Origin of the sequence: Alkalihalobacillus sp. CinArs1 (assembly GCF_947387515.1) — a bacterium.
Taxonomy (GTDB): Bacteria; Bacillota; Bacilli; order Bacillales; family Guptibacillaceae; genus Guptibacillus.
Window position 1 is genome coordinate 1 of sequence record NZ_CANDOB010000006.1, and the last position, 18829, is coordinate 18829.

At 41.7% G+C, this 18829-nt stretch carries 21 protein-coding genes and 1 other annotated feature; of the genes, 20 read left to right on the top strand and 1 reads right to left on the bottom strand.

Features of this window, described 5'->3' with window-relative positions:
- The coding region (locus PFZ69_RS19370; protein ID WP_270182759.1) for a hypothetical protein at positions 1 to 455 on the bottom strand (455 nt) is incomplete at its 3' end.
- Positions 456 to 562: 107 nt separating this feature from the next.
- On the opposite strand from PFZ69_RS19370, the gene PFZ69_RS19375 reads away from it, so the two are divergent.
- The 20 genes from PFZ69_RS19375 to nusG all read left to right on the top strand — a co-directional run bounded on the left by PFZ69_RS19375 (position 563) and on the right by nusG (position 18717).
- Positions 563 to 1276 carry an MgtC/SapB family protein gene (locus PFZ69_RS19375; protein WP_270182760.1) on the top strand — a complete coding sequence of 238 codons (714 nt, stop codon included), beginning with the start codon at positions 563 to 565 and terminating at the stop codon, positions 1274 to 1276.
- A 144-nt stretch (positions 1277 to 1420) separates the two neighbouring features.
- Positions 1421 to 1885 carry a CtsR family transcriptional regulator gene (locus PFZ69_RS19380; protein WP_270182761.1) on the top strand — a complete coding sequence of 155 codons (465 nt, stop codon included), beginning with the start codon at positions 1421 to 1423 and terminating at the stop codon, positions 1883 to 1885.
- 29 nt (positions 1886 to 1914) lie between these two features.
- Entirely contained in the window at positions 1915 to 2448 is a 534-nt protein-coding gene (locus PFZ69_RS19385; protein WP_270182762.1) for a UvrB/UvrC motif-containing protein, read from the top strand.
- The gene (locus PFZ69_RS19390; protein ID WP_270182819.1) at positions 2448 to 3542 is read left to right on the top strand and encodes a protein arginine kinase; all 1095 of its coding nucleotides are present in this window, start codon (positions 2448 to 2450) and stop codon (positions 3540 to 3542) included. The genes PFZ69_RS19385 and PFZ69_RS19390 overlap by 1 nt, the downstream gene beginning before the upstream one ends.
- Entirely contained in the window at positions 3539 to 5980 is a 2442-nt protein-coding gene (gene clpC / locus PFZ69_RS19395) for an ATP-dependent protease ATP-binding subunit ClpC (RefSeq protein ID WP_270182763.1), read from the top strand. The genes PFZ69_RS19390 and clpC overlap by 4 nt, the downstream gene beginning before the upstream one ends.
- A gap of 188 nt (positions 5981 to 6168) precedes the next feature.
- Positions 6169 to 7542 (top strand): DNA repair protein RadA, encoded by a 1374-nt coding sequence (radA, locus tag PFZ69_RS19400; protein ID WP_270182764.1) that lies wholly within the window; start codon positions 6169 to 6171, stop codon positions 7540 to 7542.
- 3 nt (positions 7543 to 7545) lie between these two features.
- Positions 7546 to 8607: a DNA integrity scanning diadenylate cyclase DisA gene (gene disA, locus PFZ69_RS19405; protein WP_270182765.1), complete on the top strand. Its 1062-nt coding sequence runs from the start codon at positions 7546 to 7548 to the stop codon at positions 8605 to 8607.
- A gap of 159 nt (positions 8608 to 8766) precedes the next feature.
- Positions 8767 to 9864 carry a PIN/TRAM domain-containing protein gene (locus PFZ69_RS19410; protein ID WP_270182766.1) on the top strand — a complete coding sequence of 366 codons (1098 nt, stop codon included), beginning with the start codon at positions 8767 to 8769 and terminating at the stop codon, positions 9862 to 9864.
- A gap of 25 nt (positions 9865 to 9889) precedes the next feature.
- Positions 9890 to 10582 carry a 2-C-methyl-D-erythritol 4-phosphate cytidylyltransferase gene (ispD, locus tag PFZ69_RS19415; RefSeq protein WP_270182767.1) on the top strand — a complete coding sequence of 231 codons (693 nt, stop codon included), beginning with the start codon at positions 9890 to 9892 and terminating at the stop codon, positions 10580 to 10582.
- Positions 10582 to 11055 carry a 2-C-methyl-D-erythritol 2,4-cyclodiphosphate synthase gene (gene ispF / locus PFZ69_RS19420; protein ID WP_270182768.1) on the top strand — a complete coding sequence of 158 codons (474 nt, stop codon included), beginning with the start codon at positions 10582 to 10584 and terminating at the stop codon, positions 11053 to 11055. Before ispD ends, ispF begins: the two co-directional genes overlap by 1 nt.
- 67 nt (positions 11056 to 11122) lie before the next feature.
- Positions 11123 to 12592, top strand: a complete 1470-nt coding sequence (gltX, locus tag PFZ69_RS19425; RefSeq protein ID WP_270182769.1) for a glutamate--tRNA ligase — start codon at positions 11123 to 11125, stop codon at positions 12590 to 12592.
- Positions 12593 to 12600: 8 nt separating this feature from the next.
- Positions 12601 to 12822, top strand: a binding site (T-box leader).
- A gap of 73 nt (positions 12823 to 12895) precedes the next feature.
- Positions 12896 to 13546, top strand: coding sequence for a serine O-acetyltransferase (cysE, locus tag PFZ69_RS19430; protein ID WP_270182770.1), 651 nt, complete (start codon positions 12896 to 12898; stop codon positions 13544 to 13546).
- Entirely contained in the window at positions 13536 to 14939 is a 1404-nt protein-coding gene (gene cysS / locus PFZ69_RS19435) for a cysteine--tRNA ligase (protein WP_270182771.1), read from the top strand. The genes cysE and cysS overlap by 11 nt, the downstream gene beginning before the upstream one ends.
- Positions 14939 to 15358: a Mini-ribonuclease 3 gene (locus tag PFZ69_RS19440; protein ID WP_270182772.1), complete on the top strand. Its 420-nt coding sequence runs from the start codon at positions 14939 to 14941 to the stop codon at positions 15356 to 15358. The genes cysS and PFZ69_RS19440 overlap by 1 nt, the downstream gene beginning before the upstream one ends.
- Positions 15351 to 16097 carry a 23S rRNA (guanosine(2251)-2'-O)-methyltransferase RlmB gene (rlmB, locus tag PFZ69_RS19445; RefSeq protein ID WP_270182773.1) on the top strand — a complete coding sequence of 249 codons (747 nt, stop codon included), beginning with the start codon at positions 15351 to 15353 and terminating at the stop codon, positions 16095 to 16097. Before PFZ69_RS19440 ends, rlmB begins: the two co-directional genes overlap by 8 nt.
- 2 nt (positions 16098 to 16099) lie before the next feature.
- Positions 16100 to 16609: an NYN domain-containing protein gene (locus PFZ69_RS19450; RefSeq protein WP_270182774.1), complete on the top strand. Its 510-nt coding sequence runs from the start codon at positions 16100 to 16102 to the stop codon at positions 16607 to 16609.
- Between the two features lie 115 nt (positions 16610 to 16724).
- On the top strand, positions 16725 to 17375 hold the full coding sequence (gene sigH, locus PFZ69_RS19455) for an RNA polymerase sporulation sigma factor SigH (RefSeq protein WP_263623095.1): 651 nt from the start codon (positions 16725 to 16727) through the stop codon (positions 17373 to 17375).
- Between the two features lie 302 nt (positions 17376 to 17677).
- Entirely contained in the window at positions 17678 to 17827 is a 150-nt protein-coding gene (gene rpmG / locus PFZ69_RS19460; RefSeq protein WP_270182775.1) for a 50S ribosomal protein L33, read from the top strand.
- Positions 17828 to 17908: 81 nt separating this feature from the next.
- On the top strand, positions 17909 to 18103 hold the full coding sequence (gene secE, locus PFZ69_RS19465) for a preprotein translocase subunit SecE (RefSeq protein WP_270182776.1): 195 nt from the start codon (positions 17909 to 17911) through the stop codon (positions 18101 to 18103).
- An 80-nt stretch (positions 18104 to 18183) separates the two neighbouring features.
- The gene (gene nusG, locus PFZ69_RS19470; RefSeq protein ID WP_270182777.1) at positions 18184 to 18717 is read left to right on the top strand and encodes a transcription termination/antitermination protein NusG; all 534 of its coding nucleotides are present in this window, start codon (positions 18184 to 18186) and stop codon (positions 18715 to 18717) included.
- Positions 18718 to 18829: the final 112 nt, after the last annotated feature.

The following is an 18829-nucleotide window of genomic DNA, read 5'->3' on the forward strand; positions in this document are numbered from 1 at the left end:
AGAACACGGAAGTTAAGCTCGCGCGCCGATGGTAGTTGGGGGCTCTCCCCCTGCAAGAGTAGGACGTCGCTAGGCAAATGAGAAGTCAGAGCATTGAGCTCTGGCTTTTTTGTTTTGTCTGAATGCGGGGTTGAGTCATCAGGGGCTCTTCTTGAAATGTGGTTCGCGGATATGTCCTCAGAATCGCGGATAAATGCCCCGGTTTCGCGGATATAAATCGAAAAGCGCGGATATATCATGATTATCGCGGATAAAATGAAAATTTCGCGGATATCGCCCCAATTCACGCCCCAAAAGGTTTTATCTGAATGTGCTTTTAACAAATCAAAAGTTACAAACAACGCTTCGCTGATAAAACCAAACGATCGCCGATAAATCCAAAATATCGCTGATATCCTTCCTAAAAGCGCAAATAACCCATTCCAGCATTCTACCCTAAAACAAACCCATTGCATCCTTTCTAATCTCTCCCATTTCGAAGCAACAATCAATACATTCCACGTTAAACTTCACTAATAGAAGGGTAAAATACATCAAAAGAAAACAGAGAAAGGGATCTATTATGGAAGTATTCGACATCACACTAGCAGACAATTTCGATACAATATCGATACGGATTTTGATCGCAGCAGTATTAAGTGGAGTTATAGGAATCGAGAGAGAGTTTAAAAGGCACCCAGCAGGTTTTCGAACTCACATTCTTGTTGGGGTTGGAGCGTGTTTGATGATGCTATTATCTCTATATGGTTTTGAAGAATATAATGAGACTCACGCTAATATTAACTTTGACCCTTCTCGTATCCCCTCATATGTCATAAGTGGTATAGGGTTTTTAGGTGCTGGAACAATATTAGCAAACGGTTGGACCGTGAGAGGACTAACAACTGCAGCATCGATTTGGGTAGTTGCTGGGATAGGGTTAGTTGTCGGAGTAGGAATGATCTATGAGGCGATATTGACTACACTGATCGTTGTATTGAGCCTCGTTTTCTTAAGCAAAATCGAGAAGCTCTACCTTTCTAAGTCACAGCATTGGGTGAATCTCTTTGTTGAGGAGGGGCTTTCGTTAAAGTCTGTTATAGAAAAGATAGAGGAAATGGATATAAGTGTTCTAGAAATGAAAACGGATGATCCAAAAAAAGCGCGATATGAAGGAGATAAGAAAATCTATACGTATTCAATCCTAGTGAATACAAATAATGCAACGAAACTCTCAACACTAGTCGATCACCTTAAAGAAATCGAGAAGATAAAAAGAATTAATTGCAAGGAATGAATGCCATATATATGGGAATGATGGTAAGGTTCAAGCAAAGAATTGAAGAGACATGTTACTTTCCAATCCATTTGAAAAACGTTATAATGTATTTAACGTCAAATATAGTCAAAGTCAGTTTGGAGACGGAAGGGAGGCAGCGATGTGCGGAATGTTTCCGATGTAATTGAAGCATACATTAAGAAAATCTTGATGGTAGAAGGTAGAGATGCTGTTGAGATAAAAAGAAGTGAGATTGCTGATAAGTTTCAATGTGTTCCTTCTCAAATTAATTATGTGATCAACACCCGCTTTACGATTGAAAAAGGATATATTGTGGAAAGTAAAAGGGGTGGAGGCGGTTATATAAGAATATTAAAAGTGAAGCCTGAGACGCATGCAGATTTAATAGATGACATGCTGAATATGATTAAGACCCAAGTGCCACAGGCGGTATCTGAAAATATTATTCTAAGGCTGTTAGAAGAAGAGGTTATTTCAGCACGAGAAGCGAAGTTAATGCTAAGTGTTCTCGATCGAACAGTCATTACGATAGAGTTGCCGCTGAGAGATCACCTTAGAGCTAATATGCTGCGTGCAATGCTGACATCACTAAAATATAAACAATAGCATTTGTGTACAAATAGGAGGGTTGCCCTATGACGTGCCAGGAATGTGGTGAGCGTCCCGCTACGCTCCACTTCACTAAGATAGTCAATGGACAAAAAACAGAGTTCCATATCTGTGAAGTGTGTGCCAAAGAAAAAGGTGAGGTTGAGCCAGGCACTAACCATTTTTCTATCCATAACTTATTATCGGGGTTATTAAATTTTGAAACACCTTTAAGTGAAAGTTCTTCACACCCTATTTACAATAGAGAACGGCAAAGTTGCCCGAAATGTGGATTAACATATCAGCAATTCACACAAATCGGTCGATTTGGTTGTTCAGAATGCTACACTACGTTCTCAGAGAACCTCGATCCAATACTTAGAAAGGTTCATGGTGGTAATACCGTTCATTCTGGCAAATTACCAAAACGTGCTGGAGCAGCGATCGAGATTGAACGTAAGGTACAAAATCTTCGCAGTAAAATGCAAGAATACATTCAGCAGGAGGAATTTGAAAAAGCTGCTGAAACGAGAGATTTAATTCGATCCCTCGAACATAAAGCGTCGGAAGGGGGAGAATGATGTCACTTCAGCGTTTTATCAGTGAAGCTGTTAGTCCATGGATGCAAGATGAAGGACCAGATTCAGATATTGTCATGAGTAGTAGAATAAGATTTGCTCGAAATCTGAAGAATTATGTTTTTCCGGTTCTTTCTAACGGGCAGCAAAATTTAGAGGTTCTAGAAAGTATCAAGAAGAAATTTAATGCAGCTCCGAACGAAGAAATTGGGAAGCTTGAACTGATCGAGATTGAATCGCTTAGGCCTACTCAGAAAAGAGTTCTTGTAGAAAAACATTTGGTTAGCCCAAATCTTGTAGAACAATCAAAAAATGGAGCAGTCTTACTCAGCGAGAATGAAACGATCAGCATAATGATAAATGAAGAAGATCATTTTCGTATTCAGTGCCTTGAAGCAGGGTTTAGATTGAAAGAAGCCTTAAACCTCGCGAATGCTTTGGATGACTGGATTGAAAGTAAGGTAGATTATGCGTTTGATAAGCGAAAAGGATATTTAACGAGCTGTCCAACGAATGTTGGCACAGGGATGAGGGCATCTGTTATGATGCATCTACCTGCTTTAGTGCTAACACAGCAGCTAAATCACATCATACCTGCAATCAACCAGCTAGGTCTTGTTGTTAGAGGGAGCTACGGTGAAGGAAGTGAAGCTCAAGGAAACATTTTTCAAATATCAAACCAGATTACATTAGGTAAGACCGAGAATGATATTATTGAGGACCTCCAGGGCGTAGTGATGCAAGTCATTGAAAAAGAACGATCAGCAAGAAGGATGTTGCTAGATAATTCAAGAATTGAATTGGAAGACAGAATCTATCGTTCTCTTGGAACTCTTGAGAATAGCAGAATCATTCAATCGAAGGAAGCTGCGAAGTGTCTTTCAAATGTCCGGTTAGGAATCGATATCGGTCTTGTAGCTGGTATCTCGAAATCAATTCTTAACGAGCTAGTAATTCTAACTCAACCAGGTTTTCTTCAGCAATATGCAGGTGCAAGCCTTAATCCTGCAGAACGTGATATTAAACGTGCCACATTAATTAGAGAGAGACTTGAACTAGAAAAACAAACGAAGAAATCGGAGGGTGATGAACGATGATGTTTGGACGATTTACAGAGCGTGCTCAAAAAGTGCTCGCATTAGCACAGGAAGAAGCGATTCGTCTTGGTCATAACAATGTCGGGACTGAACATATCCTATTAGGCTTGATTCGTGAAGGCGAAGGAATTGCTGCTAAGGCATTGACTGCTCTTGGTCTTGGCTCAGAAAAGATTCAGAAAGAAGTAGAAAAGCTGATTGGTAGAGGGCAAGATTCTGTCCAGTCTATTCACTACACACCTCGTGCTAAGAAAGTAATCGAACTATCGATGGATGAAGCACGAAAGCTAAGCCATTCTTATGTTGGTACAGAGCATATCCTATTAGGTTTAATTCGCGAAGGTGAGGGCGTAGCAGCAAGAGTGCTCAACAACCTTGGTGTTAGCTTGAATAAAGCTCGTCAGCAAGTTCTTCAACTTTTAGGAAGCAATGAAAGTTCTTCATCTAGTCACCAGGGGGCAGGAGCTAGTGCTAATACCCCAACGCTAGATGGTCTTGCTAGAGATCTAACAGTCATTGCACGTGACGGCGGACTGGATCCCGTAATCGGTCGTAGTAAAGAAATCGAACGTGTTATTGAGGTATTGAGCCGTAGAACGAAGAATAACCCAGTTCTTATCGGTGAACCGGGTGTTGGTAAAACGGCCATTGCAGAAGGTCTAGCACAGCAGATCATCAATAACGAAGTTCCTGAGACACTTCGTGATAAGCGCGTCATGACACTCGATATGGGTACAGTAGTAGCTGGTACAAAATATCGTGGTGAATTTGAAGATCGTCTTAAGAAAGTGATGGATGAAATTCGTCAGGCAGGAAACATCATCCTATTCATCGATGAACTTCACACCCTTATCGGTGCCGGTGGAGCAGAAGGTGCGATCGATGCATCTAACATCTTGAAGCCAGCGCTAGCACGTGGAGAGCTTCAATGTATCGGAGCAACTACGCTAGATGAATATAGAAAATATATCGAAAAAGATGCAGCATTAGAGCGTCGTTTCCAACCGATTCAGGTAAACGAACCGACGAGTGACGAGTCAGCTCTTATTCTAAAAGGTCTACGCGACCGATATGAAGCACATCATCGCGTAACGATTACAGATGAAGCGATCGACGCTGCGGTAAAACTTTCAGATCGCTATATTTCAGATCGTTTCCTTCCAGACAAAGCGATCGATTTGATCGATGAAGCTGCTTCAAAAGTGCGCCTACGCTCTTATACAGCTCCTCCGAACCTAAAAGAGCTAGATAAAAAGCTTGAGGAAGTTCGGAAAGAAAAGGATGCAGCTGTACAGAGTCAAGAGTTTGAGAAAGCAGCATCTTTAAGAGATTCTGAACAACGCTTGAGAGAAGAACTCGAGCAGACTAAGAAAGAATGGAAAGAAAAGCAGGGTAAAGAAAACCAAGAAGTTTCCCCTGATGATATTGCAATCGTCGTAGCAAACTGGACGGGAATTCCAGTATCAAAGCTTGAAGAACAAGAAACAGAGCGGCTGTTGAAAATGGAAGAGATCCTTCATAATCGCCTGATCGGGCAGGAAGAAGCTGTTAAATCTATTTCTAAAGCGGTTCGAAGAGCTCGTGCCGGGCTAAAAGATCCTAAGCGTCCGATCGGATCATTCATCTTCTTAGGACCTACGGGTGTTGGTAAAACTGAACTCGCTAGAGCCGTTGCTGAAACGCTGTTTGGCGAAGAAGATTCAGTGATCAGAATCGACATGTCAGAGTATATGGAAAAACACGCAACTTCAAGACTAGTAGGTTCGCCTCCAGGCTATGTGGGTTATGAAGAAGGCGGTCAACTTACAGAAAAAGTTAGACGTAAGCCATACTCTGTTATTCTGCTTGATGAAATTGAAAAAGCTCACCCAGACGTCTTTAACATCTTACTTCAAGTACTAGAAGATGGGCGTTTGACAGATTCTAAAGGGCGCGTAGTCGACTTCCGAAATACAGTCGTTATTATGACTTCAAACGTAGGAGCAAGTACGCTGAAGCGTAATAAATACGTTGGCTTCACAACAGGCTCTGAGGGCGAAGAGTACAATGATATGAAGAGTAAAGTGATGGATGAGCTGAAGAAAACGTTCCGTCCAGAATTCTTAAACCGTATCGATGAGATCATCGTGTTCCATTCTCTTGAGAAAAAACACTTAAAAGAAATCATCGTACTGATGGCGAACCAGTTAAAAACTCGCCTCTCAGATCACGGTATCGAATTCGAACTTTCTGATTCTGCTCTCGACAAGATTGCAGAGGAAGGATACGATCCAGACTATGGAGCTCGTCCGTTGAGAAGAGCACTTCAACGTCACATTGAAGATCGTCTTTCTGAAGAACTGCTAAAAGGCAGCATCGAAAAAGGTCAGCGCGTGAAAATCGACTACAAGAACGAAGATTTCGTAGTTGAAACGCTGTCTGAAGCAACGTCTAAGTAAAATGTTTCTACCGGAAGGCTGCTGTCTTCCGGTTTTCTTTTTTTTATAGGCATGTTTCGTCTCAATAAAGGGAAAAGAACAGCGAGTATTTCCATACATAGGCAAGTGCTGTAAGGTCATAGGACCTTGAAAATTGTGATATGATGATATAAGAAAAAGTGTTCGGTACATTGAAGGTGGGGAAGAAGATGGCTAAGAAAAAAACGAAGTTTATGTGTCAAGACTGTGGTTATGAATCTGCGAAATGGATGGGGAAATGTCCAGGCTGTCATCAGTGGAATACGATGGTAGAAGAGTTTGTTCCATCTGACACTGATCGTAGACGATTTGTAACCTCTAATGATACGACAACAAGCAAACCTGAATCGATCCGAAATGTGAAAAAGGAGAAAGAGGATCGTATTTTAACAGGAATCGTAGAACTTGATCGCGTATTAGGGGGAGGAATCGTTCCAGGCTCTCTTGCTCTTGTAGGAGGAGACCCAGGGATCGGAAAGTCTACTTTATTATTACAAACTTCATCAAAACTTGCAGAAAGAGACCACCCAGTTCTTTATATTTCTGGTGAAGAGTCTGTGAAGCAAACGAAGCTCCGAGCAGACCGATTAGGGGTAGATGCAGAAAAACTATTTGTATTAGCTGAGACTGATTTAGAGTATATTAGTAAAGCGATAGATGAAATTGAACCACAACTCGTCATTATCGATTCTATTCAGACCATATTTCGATCGGAAGTTACATCTGCGCCAGGAAGCGTCTCCCAAGTAAGAGAATGTACTTCACAATTGATGAGAATAGCGAAAACACGTGGAATCGCGATCTTTATCGTTGGTCACGTAACAAAAGAAGGATCGATTGCAGGACCTCGTCTACTTGAGCATATGGTTGATGCAGTTTTATATTTTGAAGGAGAACGCCACCATACGTTCAGAATTCTAAGAGGTGTCAAAAATCGATTCGGATCAACGAATGAAATAGGTGTTTTCGAGATGAAAGAAGAGGGTCTAGAAGAAGTTCTTAACCCTTCAGAAATCTTCCTTGAAGAGCGGTCTTCAGGTGCAGCAGGTTCCACTGTTGTCGCTTCGATGGAAGGGACGAGGACTGTATTAGTAGAGATTCAAGCGCTCATATCACCAACAAGTTTTGGAAACCCTAGAAGAACAGCAACGGGTATTGATCATAATCGAGTCTCACTACTGATGGCGGTTCTAGAAAAGCGGGTCGGACTACTCCTTCAAAATCAGGATGCATACCTAAATGTTGCGGGTGGGGTAAGATTAGATGAACCGGCGATCGATTTAGCCATTGCTATCTCTGTAGCTTCCAGTTTTCGTGATAAACCGACGAGAGCTACAGACGTCGTTGTTGGAGAAATTGGCCTTACCGGAGAAATCAGACGAGTATCCAGAATCGAACAACGTGTGCAAGAGGCAGCAAAGCTTGGCTTTGAGAGAGCAATCATTCCTAAGAAGAATATTGGTGGATGGTCATTTCCAGAAGGGATTCAGGTAATAGGTGTTCAAACCGTAGATGAAGCATTAAACGAAGCATTGGGAGGTTAACTGATGGAGATAGAAAAAAAGCAGGAGGTAATCAATGACATCTTAAAGATTGTGGCGCCCGGTACGATGTTACGACAGGGCATCGATAACATATTACGAGCGAAAACGGGTGGATTGATCGTTGTCGGCTATAACGGAAAAGTGCAAGATTTAGTTGATGGTGGATTTTCCATCGACTGTCGTTTCACTCCAGCCTATCTATATGAACTCGCTAAAATGGATGGCGCGATCATCATCAATAAAGAGGCAAACAAAATTCTTTATGCAAACACGCAGTTAATACCGGATACCACGATTCCCTCAACAGAAACCGGGATTCGCCATCGAACGGCAGAGCGTGTCGCCAAGCAAACAGGCAATCTAGTGATTTCGATCTCTCAAAGACGAAACGTTATCACGCTTTACCAGGGCAACATTCGCTATTCATTGAAAGAGATCGGCGTTATTTTGACAAAAGCGAATCAAGCGATGCAGACGCTCGAAAAGTATAAATCAGTACTAGATCAAGGGATAACCGATCTTGGAGCTCTTGAATTCGAAGAGCTTGCCACCTTGCAAGAGGTAGCGCAAGTTATTCATAGAATAGAAATGGTTCTTAGAATCAAGCAAGAAATATTAAATTATATAAACGAGCTCGGTACTGAAGGACGATTGATCAGCATGCAGATGGAAGAACTCGTAACAAATCTTGAAGCAGAGGCAAGATGGCTGATCGGAGACTATGTTAAAGATGTCGACGAAACACCAGCAGATGTTATGAAGAGGTTGAAAAAACTAACGAGCGATGATTTGCTTGAAGATCATTCGATCATGAAAATATTAGGGTATGAAGAACAAAACGAAGCTGTAAAACCAAGGGGATATCGGATCTTACATAAGATTCCTCGCTTACCTTCAAATATCATAGAGAACCTTGTTAGTAGTTTTGGGAACCTAAATGATATTGCTACAGCTTCTATAGAAGAGTTGGATAAGGTTGAAGGAATTGGAGAAATTCGGGCGAAAAAAATAAAAGCGGGCTTGAAACGCATTCAGGAACAGTTGTTTGTAGATCGGCACATATAGGGCGAACAAATAGACATTCAATAGGGGCTGTGCTACTCTATAATTAATTTATATGCATAAAAGCTAACCTATTATCATACTATAAAATTCGCAAACTTCAAGAATAACGTTTCAATTTTAGTAAATTGTATATAATGATAGAAGGAGGTGAAAACGTCGATGATAAAGTGGATCATTCAGTTATTTTTTATCATTTTAGGCGGCGCGCTGGGCTTAATTTACTTACCAGAACTCATTCAATTACTCAATATAGGTGACATACCAACCGTTTTCAGTAATTCTTATGCTGGTGCTGTGATCGGAGCGGTTCTATTTTTCCTAGCAACTTTTTGGATAACAGATTATATAGTTGATTTTATTCGCATCATTGAAGAGAAGGTTGTTAAAGCTCCTGTTGGTGATGTTTTATTTGGGACAATTGGGCTGATTATTGGACTTATAGTTGCATTTTTAATTAATATGCCTCTGGCTGAAATTAAGCTGCCAGTCGTAAGCAATGTTCTGCCTATATTCATGACTGTACTTTGTGGTTATTTTGGGTTTCAAGTTGGGTTCAAGAAACGTGATGAACTTATCAACCTATTCAATAACAACAAAGGTAGAGAGAAGAAGCGAGAGTCTGAAGAACCAGAGATCGATTCTGGCTCATCAAAGCTAAAGATTCTCGATACAAGTGTCATCATCGATGGACGAATCGCTGACATATGTCAAACTGGCTTCCTCGAAGGGACGCTTGTCATTCCGCAGTTTGTCCTTGAAGAACTCCAGCATATTGCTGATTCTTCAGATGTTTTAAAGAGAAACAGAGGCCGACGAGGTCTAGATATTTTAAACAAAGTACAAAAAGAGCTCGCAATAAATGTTGAGATCTATGAAGGCGATTTTGATGACATTCAAGAGGTGGACAGTAAGCTAGTGAAGCTTGCTAAGCTTGTGAATGGAATGGTTGTTACGAACGACTTCAATCTTAACAAAGTGTGCGAACTGCAAAAGGTTCAAGTGCTTAATATCAATGATCTTGCAAATGCAGTTAAGCCCGTTGTCCTTCCTGGAGAAGAGCTTAATGTACAGGTGATCAAGGACGGGAAAGAATACAACCAGGGAGTTGCATACCTGGATGATGGTACAATGATCGTAGTAGAAGACGGTAGAGACTACATTGGTAAAACAATCGATGTTCTTGTGACGAGCGTACTGCAAACATCTGCTGGACGTATGATTTTTGCCAAGCCTAAATTGCTTGAAAAGGCGCTCTAGGGGATAGCTAACGGGGGTTCTAGGTTTGAAGTATTCTGTTGTTATACCTGCAGCAGGCCAGGGGAAGCGTATGAATGCAGGTAAAAATAAACAATTTATCATGCTTGATGAAAAGCCGATTATCGTGCATACGATATCGGTTTTTCAGAGTGATAAGAACTGTGAAGAAATAGTATTAGCAGTAAATGAACGAGAACATGAGGATTTTCATTTATTGATCAGGGAGTACAACCTTACGAAGGTTACTAGGGTCGTCACAGGTGGTAGAGAACGGCAGCAAAGTGTATACGAAGGCCTTAAGGCGCTAGATGGCGAAAAGGTCGTTCTCATTCACGATGGCGCTCGTCCTTTCTTTACACTTGATATGGCTTCTAGTTTAGCGGAGGCTGCCTCTACATATGACGGCGCAGTAGTGGCTGTGCCAGTAAAAGATACCGTAAAGCAGGTAAGTGATTTAAAGGTTGATAAAACCATTGATCGATCAAGCTTGTGGGCAGTTCAAACTCCGCAGGCTTTTCGTCTTTCTATCATAAAGGACATTCATCGTTGGGCCGAAGAGAACAATATCGTTGGGACAGATGATGCGAGTCTTGTAGAAATGAACGGAAGGACCGTTAAGATTATTCCAGGCGACTATTGGAATGTTAAATTAACGACTCCTGAAGATTTAATTTTCGCTAGGGCTATATTAAGAGAGAAGAAGGAGAGTGGATCTTAATGCGAATCGGGCATGGATTTGATGTACATCAGCTTGTCGAGGGACGCCCTTGTATCATTGGTGGCGTTACAATTCCCTTTGAGAAAGGGTTACTAGGTCATTCAGATGCAGATGTCTTGCTTCATTCTGTGGCAGATGCCTGTCTTGGAGCTATTGGGGAAGGAGATATCGGGAAGCATTTTCCTGATACGGATGAGGCATTTAAAGATGCGGATTCGAAAGAACTTCTGCGCCATGTTTTTCACATTGTGAAAGAAAAAGGCTACGTTCTTGGAAACGTAGACTGTACGATTATTGCACAGATGCCGAAGATGGCTCCTCATATCTCTGCGATGCGTGAAGTCATTGCAGAACTCCTTGAAGCAGAGCTTGAACAAGTGAATGTCAAAGCGACAACTTCAGAGAAGTTAGGGTTTACAGGTAGAGGAGAGGGCATCGCGGCAGAAGTAGTCGTCTTACTACAAACCAGTTGACCGATAATTTGACTCTAATGGTAAAATAATAAGACAGTTAAAGATAAAATTAATGGTGGTGTATAAAATGGGAAACGAAGTTAGGGTGCGTTATGCGCCGAGTCCAACGGGGTATCTACATATAGGGAATGCTCGTACTGCATTATTTAACTATCTGTTCGCAAGAAGTCAGAACGGTGAATTCATTATTCGAATCGAGGACACTGATCAAACTCGTAACGTTGAGGGTGGCGAACAGAATCAACTCGATTACTTAAAATGGCTAGGTATGGATTGGGATGAAAGCATCGACAAAGAAGGAGAGTATGGCCCTTATCGTCAGATGGAACGTCTTGATATTTATACAAAACATACGGCTGAACTTCTTGAAAAAGACCTTGCTTACAAGTGTTACTGTACGGAAGACGAGTTAGAGGCTGAGCGGGAAGCGCAGCGTGCACGAGGAGAAATGCCTCGCTACTCTGGTAAATGTCGCCATCTAACTGAAGAAAAGCGTGAAGCGCTAGAAGCGGAAGGCCGCGAGCCAAGTATTCGCTTCGCAGTACCTCGCGACAGAGAATTTTCATTCGACGATATTGTAAAAGAACGCGTTTCGTTCGATTCCAATGGCATCGGTGACTTTGTTATTGTGAAAAAGAATGGGATTCCAACTTACAACTATGCGGTAGCGCTAGATGATCATTATATGAAGATCTCTCACGTGCTGCGCGGAGATGATCATATCTCAAACACACCGAAACAGCTGATGATTTACGATGCGTTCGGGTTTGAACCACCTAAATTTGGTCACATGACTCTGATCGTAAATGATCAGAAGAAGAAGTTAAGTAAACGCGATAAGTCCATCGTTCAATACATTGAGCAATACCACGACCTTGGCTTCCTACCAGAAGCGCTGTTTAACTTTATTACGTTGCTCGGTTGGTCACCGAAAGGCGAAGAAGAAGTATTTACGAAGGATGAGTTGATCGAAATCTTTGATGCGGAGCGCTTATCAACGTCTCCAGCAGTATTTGATTCACAAAAACTGTACTGGATGAATAACCAGTATATTAAAGCTGCTAGCCTTGATCGAGTAGTGGACCTTACACTTCCACATCTTATTGAAGCGGGTCGTTTGTCGGAAGATATGACAGATGAGCAGCACCAGTGGGCGAAAGAGCTTATTTCTCTTTATCAAGAGCAGCTTCATTATGGAAAAGAAATTGTCGAGCTTACAGAGTTGTTCTTTAAGCAAGAAATTAATTATAATGAAGAAGCAATGGCCGTACTGAACGAAGAACAAGTGCCTGAAGTGATGGAAGGTTTTCTTCATCAGCTTGAAGAAGTAGCTAATTTTGAGCCAGCTGAAATCAAAGCTGCAATTAAAGCAACGCAAAAAGCTACGGGTCATAAAGGCAAGAAACTATTTATGCCGATTCGAGTTGCTACTACTGGCGAAACTCACGGACCTGAGCTGCCGAATGCGATTTCCCTGTTAGGTAGGGAAACAGTAAAGGCGCGTTTGAATCAGGTTATCGGATTAAGTCAATCCTAAGAATAAAATACAAAACGATGATGAGGAGAAGTAAGTGAATCGCATCTTATTAGAGAGAGCCGTCTCGGCTGAAAGCGGCTTAAGATTGTCTTCACTGAAATGCACCTCTGAGTCTCCTACAGAACTTCTGTCAGAAAAGTATGTAGGAGCGGTAACCGCCGTTAATGGTGAAAGGTATTTCCTTATAGGAGATATAAAACAGAGTGGAACCACGCGAAAGCGTCTCTGTGTGATCGATATAATCACACAGAGACGCTTTTTTTAATAAGCTGTTTTTGATGAAAAAGGGGAGGGATGAATTCAGTGTGGAAGACAATGAAACAGGATATAGATGTCGTCTTTGATCAAGATCCGGCTGCAAGAAGTTACTTTGAGGTGATTTTGACCTACGCAGGACTTCATGCGATCTGGTCACATAGGTTCGCTCATTGGTTTTGGAAGAAAAAGTTCTTCTTCTTAGCACGATTCGTTTCTCAAATCAGTCGCTTTTTCACTGGGATCGAAATTCACCCCGGTGCAACGATCGGGCAACGTTGTTTTATCGACCATGGAATGGGTGTGGTTATCGGGGAAACCTGTGAGATTGGGAATAACGTAACACTGTTCCAAGGAGTCACTCTTGGAGGAACAGGTAAAGAAAAAGGGAAACGGCACCCTACATTAGAGGATAATACGCTTGTCGCTACTGGAGCAAAAGTTCTAGGTTCGATTACGATTGGAGAGAATTCGAAGGTAGGAGCGGGGTCCGTCGTGTTGCAGAATGTTCCTGCAAATTCAACGGTCGTCGGTATTCCAGGAAAAGTTGTGATTCAAAATGGCGTCAAAGTGCCTCATGATCTTGAGCATCATAATATGCCTGACCCAGTCGCAGATAAATTTAAGCAGATGGAAAAGGAAATGCGTTCGTTACAAGAACAATTAGAGAAGCTAAGGAGTGAAAAAGATGGCGATTAGACTATATAACACTGTGACACAAAAGAAGGAAGACTTTCAGCCAATAGAAGAAGGTAAGGTAATGATGTATGTGTGTGGTCCTACCGTATACAACTATATCCATATCGGAAATGCGCGCCCAGCGATCGTATTCGATGTTGTTCGTCGCTATCTAGAATATAGAGGATACGATGTTCGATATGTTTCTAACTTTACAGATGTAGACGATAAGTTGATCCGTGCTGCAAATGAGCTAGGAGTAGAAGTTCCGGAAGTCGCTGAACGTTTCATCGATGCCTATCATGAGGACGTTGGCGCACTAGGAGTACTCAAAGCAGATGAGCATCCTAGAGTAACGGAAAACATGGAGGAAATCATCACCTTTATCTCCGCTTTGATCGAGAAAGGGTTCGCATATGAATCTGAAGGTGATGTCTATTTTAGAACGAGAGAATTTGAGGGATATGGTAAGCTTTCTCATCAATCGATCGACGAACTCAAACTGGGCTCGCGAATTGTCGTAGGTGAGAAGAAAGAAGATCCGTTAGACTTTACGCTATGGAAGCAGGCTAAAGAAGGAGAGATTTCGTGGGAAAGCCCATGGGGGGCAGGTCGACCAGGCTGGCACATCGAGTGCTCTGCGATGGCAAAGAAATACCTTGGTGACACGATCGATATTCATGCAGGTGGTAAAGACCTCGCTTTTCCACACCATGAGAACGAAGTGGCACAAACAGAAGCACTAACAGGAAAGTCTTTTGCGAATTATTGGCTGCATAACGGGTATATCAATATCAATAACGAAAAAATGTCTAAGTCACTCGGTAACTTTGTGCTCGTGCATGATCTGATCAAACAGCATGATCCAGAGGCTATCCGATTCTTTATGTTATCTGTTCATTATCGTAATCCAATCAACTTCAATCACGAGCTTCTTCAAAGTGCGAAGACTGGTTTGGTGCGTATCAAGGATACTGTAGAGAATTTAACACATCGACTTGAAAATAGTGCGGATCTTGCAAAAGATGCGGATGAATGGAAGCGAAAAATCAAAACGTATCATGACCGTTTCGTTACAGAGATGGATGATGATTTTAACACAGCAAACGCGATCTCCATTTTATTTGAACTATCGAAGGAAGCAAATCTTTATTTGCAAGAATCAAATTCATCAAAAGATGTACTAGAGATGTTCTTAGAGCGATTTAAGGACATTGGATCTGTACTTGGTCTTTCGTTTGAACAAGAACAGGGCCTCCTTGATGAGGACATCGATCAATTGATCGAAGAACGAAATGAAGCTAGAAAGCAACGCAACTTTGCAAGAGCGGATGAGATTCGCGATGAATTGAAGGAGCAGGGAATTCTTTTAGAAGATACACCACAGGGCGTTCGTTGGAAGAGGAGCGAGTAATGAAAGAACTAGACGTAAAACAGCTAAATTCATTAGCTTTGGCTTATATGGGAGACTCAGTGATCGAAATCCACGTTAGAGAACGGCTTTTATCACTGGGTCATATAAGACCGAACCAGCTTCATAAAACAGCAACGAAATATGTATCAGCTAAAGCACAGGCGGCGTATCTTCACGATCTTTTGGACAAGGATGCTCTCACAGAAGAAGAAATAGGGGTCGTGCGCAGAGGAAGAAATGCGAAGTCAGGAACCGTTCCTAAAAACACGTCAGTGAGCACGTACAAATATTCCACAGCTCTAGAAGCGTTGTTTGGATACTTGTACTTACAGGGGAATGCAGAACGACAGCATGAGTTGCTTGAGAAATTTTATAAATTTGTGGAAGAACCGAAGAAAGAAGTGAAATCTGATGGGTAAAGAGTTTATCGTAGGCCGAAATGCAGTGTTAGAAGCACTGAAGTCAGGTCATGAAATTAATAAAATCTGGATTAATGAAGGATCGCAAAAAGGGCCGCTTCAACCTATTGTACAAAAGGCAAAGGCGCAAAATGTTCTTGTTCAATTTGTGCCAAAGAAGAAGTTAGAGCAACTCTCAGGAGAATCAAATCATCAAGGCGTAGTGGCTTCGATTGCTGCATACGAATATGCAGATCTTGAAGATCTCTTTCAGAAGGCGGAGGAATCTGGTGAGCAGCCTTTGTTCCTAATTCTTGATGAAATCGAAGATCCTCACAACCTTGGATCCATTTTGAGAACGGCTGATTCAGTTGGGGCTCATGGTGTGATTATACCTAAGCGGAGAGCTGTTGGACTCACATCGACAGTTGCAAAGTCATCAACCGGGGCGCTCGAATATGTGCCAGTAGCGAGAGTGACGAATCTTGCTCGTACGATGGATGAACTAAAGGATAGAGGAATCTGGTTCGTAGGAACAGATGCTAAAGGTGGACAAGATTACCGAGAAGCGTCATACGACATGGGGATTGGACTTGTTATTGGTAGTGAAGGTAAAGGAATCGGTCGCTTAATAAAAGATAAATGTGACTTTCTCGTTAGCCTTCCGATGGCTGGTAAAGTTACGTCACTAAACGCCTCAGTAGCGGCAGGGCTAATGATGTATGAAGTCTACCGACAACGTCATCCCCTGGGGGAATAGACATGGATGTGCTGCTTGTTGATGGCTACAACATTATCGGCGCCTGGCCTGAACTCAGGAACTTAAAGGACAATGATTTTAGCAAAGCCCGTGAGTTATTGATCGAATATATGGCTGAATATCAAGCATACACAGGGTTTAGGGTGATCGTCGTATTTGACGCTCACCTCTCCCGTGGTGTGGAGAAGAAAGGTAGTTTGTATGGTGTAGAAGTCATCTATACGAGAGAAAACGAGACTGCAGATGAACGGATTGAGAAGCTTGCGCGCGAGCTTAAAGATATTCGTACACAAGTTCATGTGGCTACATCTGATTATACTGAGCAATGGGCCATATTTGGCCAAGGTGCATTGAGGAAGTCAGCTCGGGAGCTATACAATGAAATGCAGCGAATCGAAAAAGGTATTGAAAAAAGAGTAGATCATGTTAATAGAGAAAATCGCAGCTCAGGTTTGTTTTTAACGGATGAAGTTAGCGAAATATTTGAAAAATGGCGAAGAGGCGGTAAATAGTAGGTTGACGATTTTTCGACATGTCCTGTATAATATTTCTATATAGCGTACTGGTCGGGGGGAACGCATATTGAGCACAGTAGACCTCAAGGAAAGCACGGTAGATAATGAGCAGCTGACAGCAGGCCAAAGACACCTGGAAGAAGTAGCGTTCGATCAACTTGATGATGAATTGCTAGTAGTGATGGTTCATGAAGGTCATAGTCGAGCGTTGGAACATCTGATTACGAAGTATAAAAATTTCGTACGCGCTAAAGCGAGGTCATATTTTCTTATTGGAGCAGACCGCGAAGACATCATTCAAGAAGGAATGATCGGTCTCTACAAAGCTATTCGTGATTTTAGAGGAGACAAGTTCTCATCTTTTAAAGCGTTTGCCGAACTGTGCATCACCCGGCAGATGATTACAGCGATCAAAACTGCAACGAGACAAAAGCACATTCCGCTAAATTCTTATGTATCGTTAGACAAACCAATCTACGATGAAGAATCTGATCGGACGTTGCTAGATGTCATTTGCGGCACGAAGGTCACAGATCCTGAGGAACTCATCATTAATCAAGAAGAATTTGATGACATAGAACTTAAAATGTCAGAAATTTTGAGCGATTTAGAAAGAAAAGTGTTGATGCTTTATCTTGATGGACGTTCTTATCAGGAAATTTCTGTGGATTTAAATCGTCATGTCAAGTCCATTGATAACGCGCTTCAACGTGTGAAACGTAAGCTCGAACGCTATTTGGAACTGCGTGAAGTAAGCCTTTAATATGGACAAGCCTCAAGCAGGGGAATTCTTTCCCCTGTTTTTTCTTTGGTAGTGTCCTTCCAGCCTTTATTGACACTCTGAATCGTGCTGTGATAAATTGATAGATGTACTAATATGTACTTTTTGCTAGATTTTTCAACGAACGTCACAGCGTCACTGAACGTTTTTTTATTTTTGTCTTTTTTATGCTGTATAAATGTATGGATTTATATAAAATAAAAGGTGAAGCTAATGTCATACCATCAATTTCGGTATGATCGGCTTATCAAACTTCAAACTGCGTGGCTTAGGAAGGTGTCATTATGCGTAAAAAAGTAGCACTAGCATGTGTCCAATGCAATAGCCGTAACTACACAACTATGAAAAACTCTCAAGCAAACCCAGCCCGCATCGAAGTGAACAAGTATTGTAAATACTGTGATGCGCATTCAGTGCATCGTGAAACAAAGTAAAGGGCGTTCGAATATCGGACGAACAATTATAATGATTCTCGGGGGAGTTTATTTCCACCAGACAATTGGGGGTAGCAGGTAATGGCAAGTATTGTACAACGTTCTGGTAAGTTCTTACGTGAAGTGACAAGAGAAATGAAGCGAGTGAGTTGGCCTACGCGCAAGGATCTAACACGCTATACGATCGTAACGGTTTCAACAGTTATTTTCGTAGCGGTATTTTTTGCTTTGGTTGACCAGGGTATTTCTTCACTTATCCGCCTCATTTTAGGTTAATTCGTTATAAATCTTTCACTATCAGGTTAGAATGATAGAGTAAATGAGTTGGGGAGGGAAGGACGACTAGTCCTGTATATATGGAAAAAAGATGGTATGTTGTTCATACGTATTCTGGGTATGAAAACAAAGTAAAGACAAACCTTGAAAAAAGAGTTGAATCAATGGGCATGACAGATAAAATCTTTCGTGTTCTTGTACCAGTAGAGGAAGAAACTGAAGTTAAGAACGGTAAGAAGAAAACCGTTCTAAAGAAAGTATTCCCTGGTTATGTTATAGCTGAAATGGTTATGACAGATGACTCATGGTATGTAGTTCGTAACACCCCTGGGGTAACTGGCTTCGTAGGATCAGCAGGTGCAGGTTCAAAGCCAACAGCACTTCTTCCTGAAGAAGTTGAAAATCTTCTGAAGCAGATGGGGATGGAACAGCCGAAAGCGGATGTTGATTTCGAACTACAGGAAAAAGTTAAGGTTAAAGAAGGTCCTTTCGCTGACTTTGTCGGTTCGATCGAAGGCATCGACACAGACAAAGGCAAGGTGAAAGTACACGTTAACATGTTTGGTCGTGAGACTCCTGTAGAGCTTGATTTTGGACAAGTTGAGAAGATCTAAAAGAAAAGCTCTTGAAAAACATTTTTATTAATGATAGAATTTTAATGTTTCATGAGTCTCATACCAATCGAGACATTATTTGATATAAAGGTGGGAGGGTGAAAACACCCAA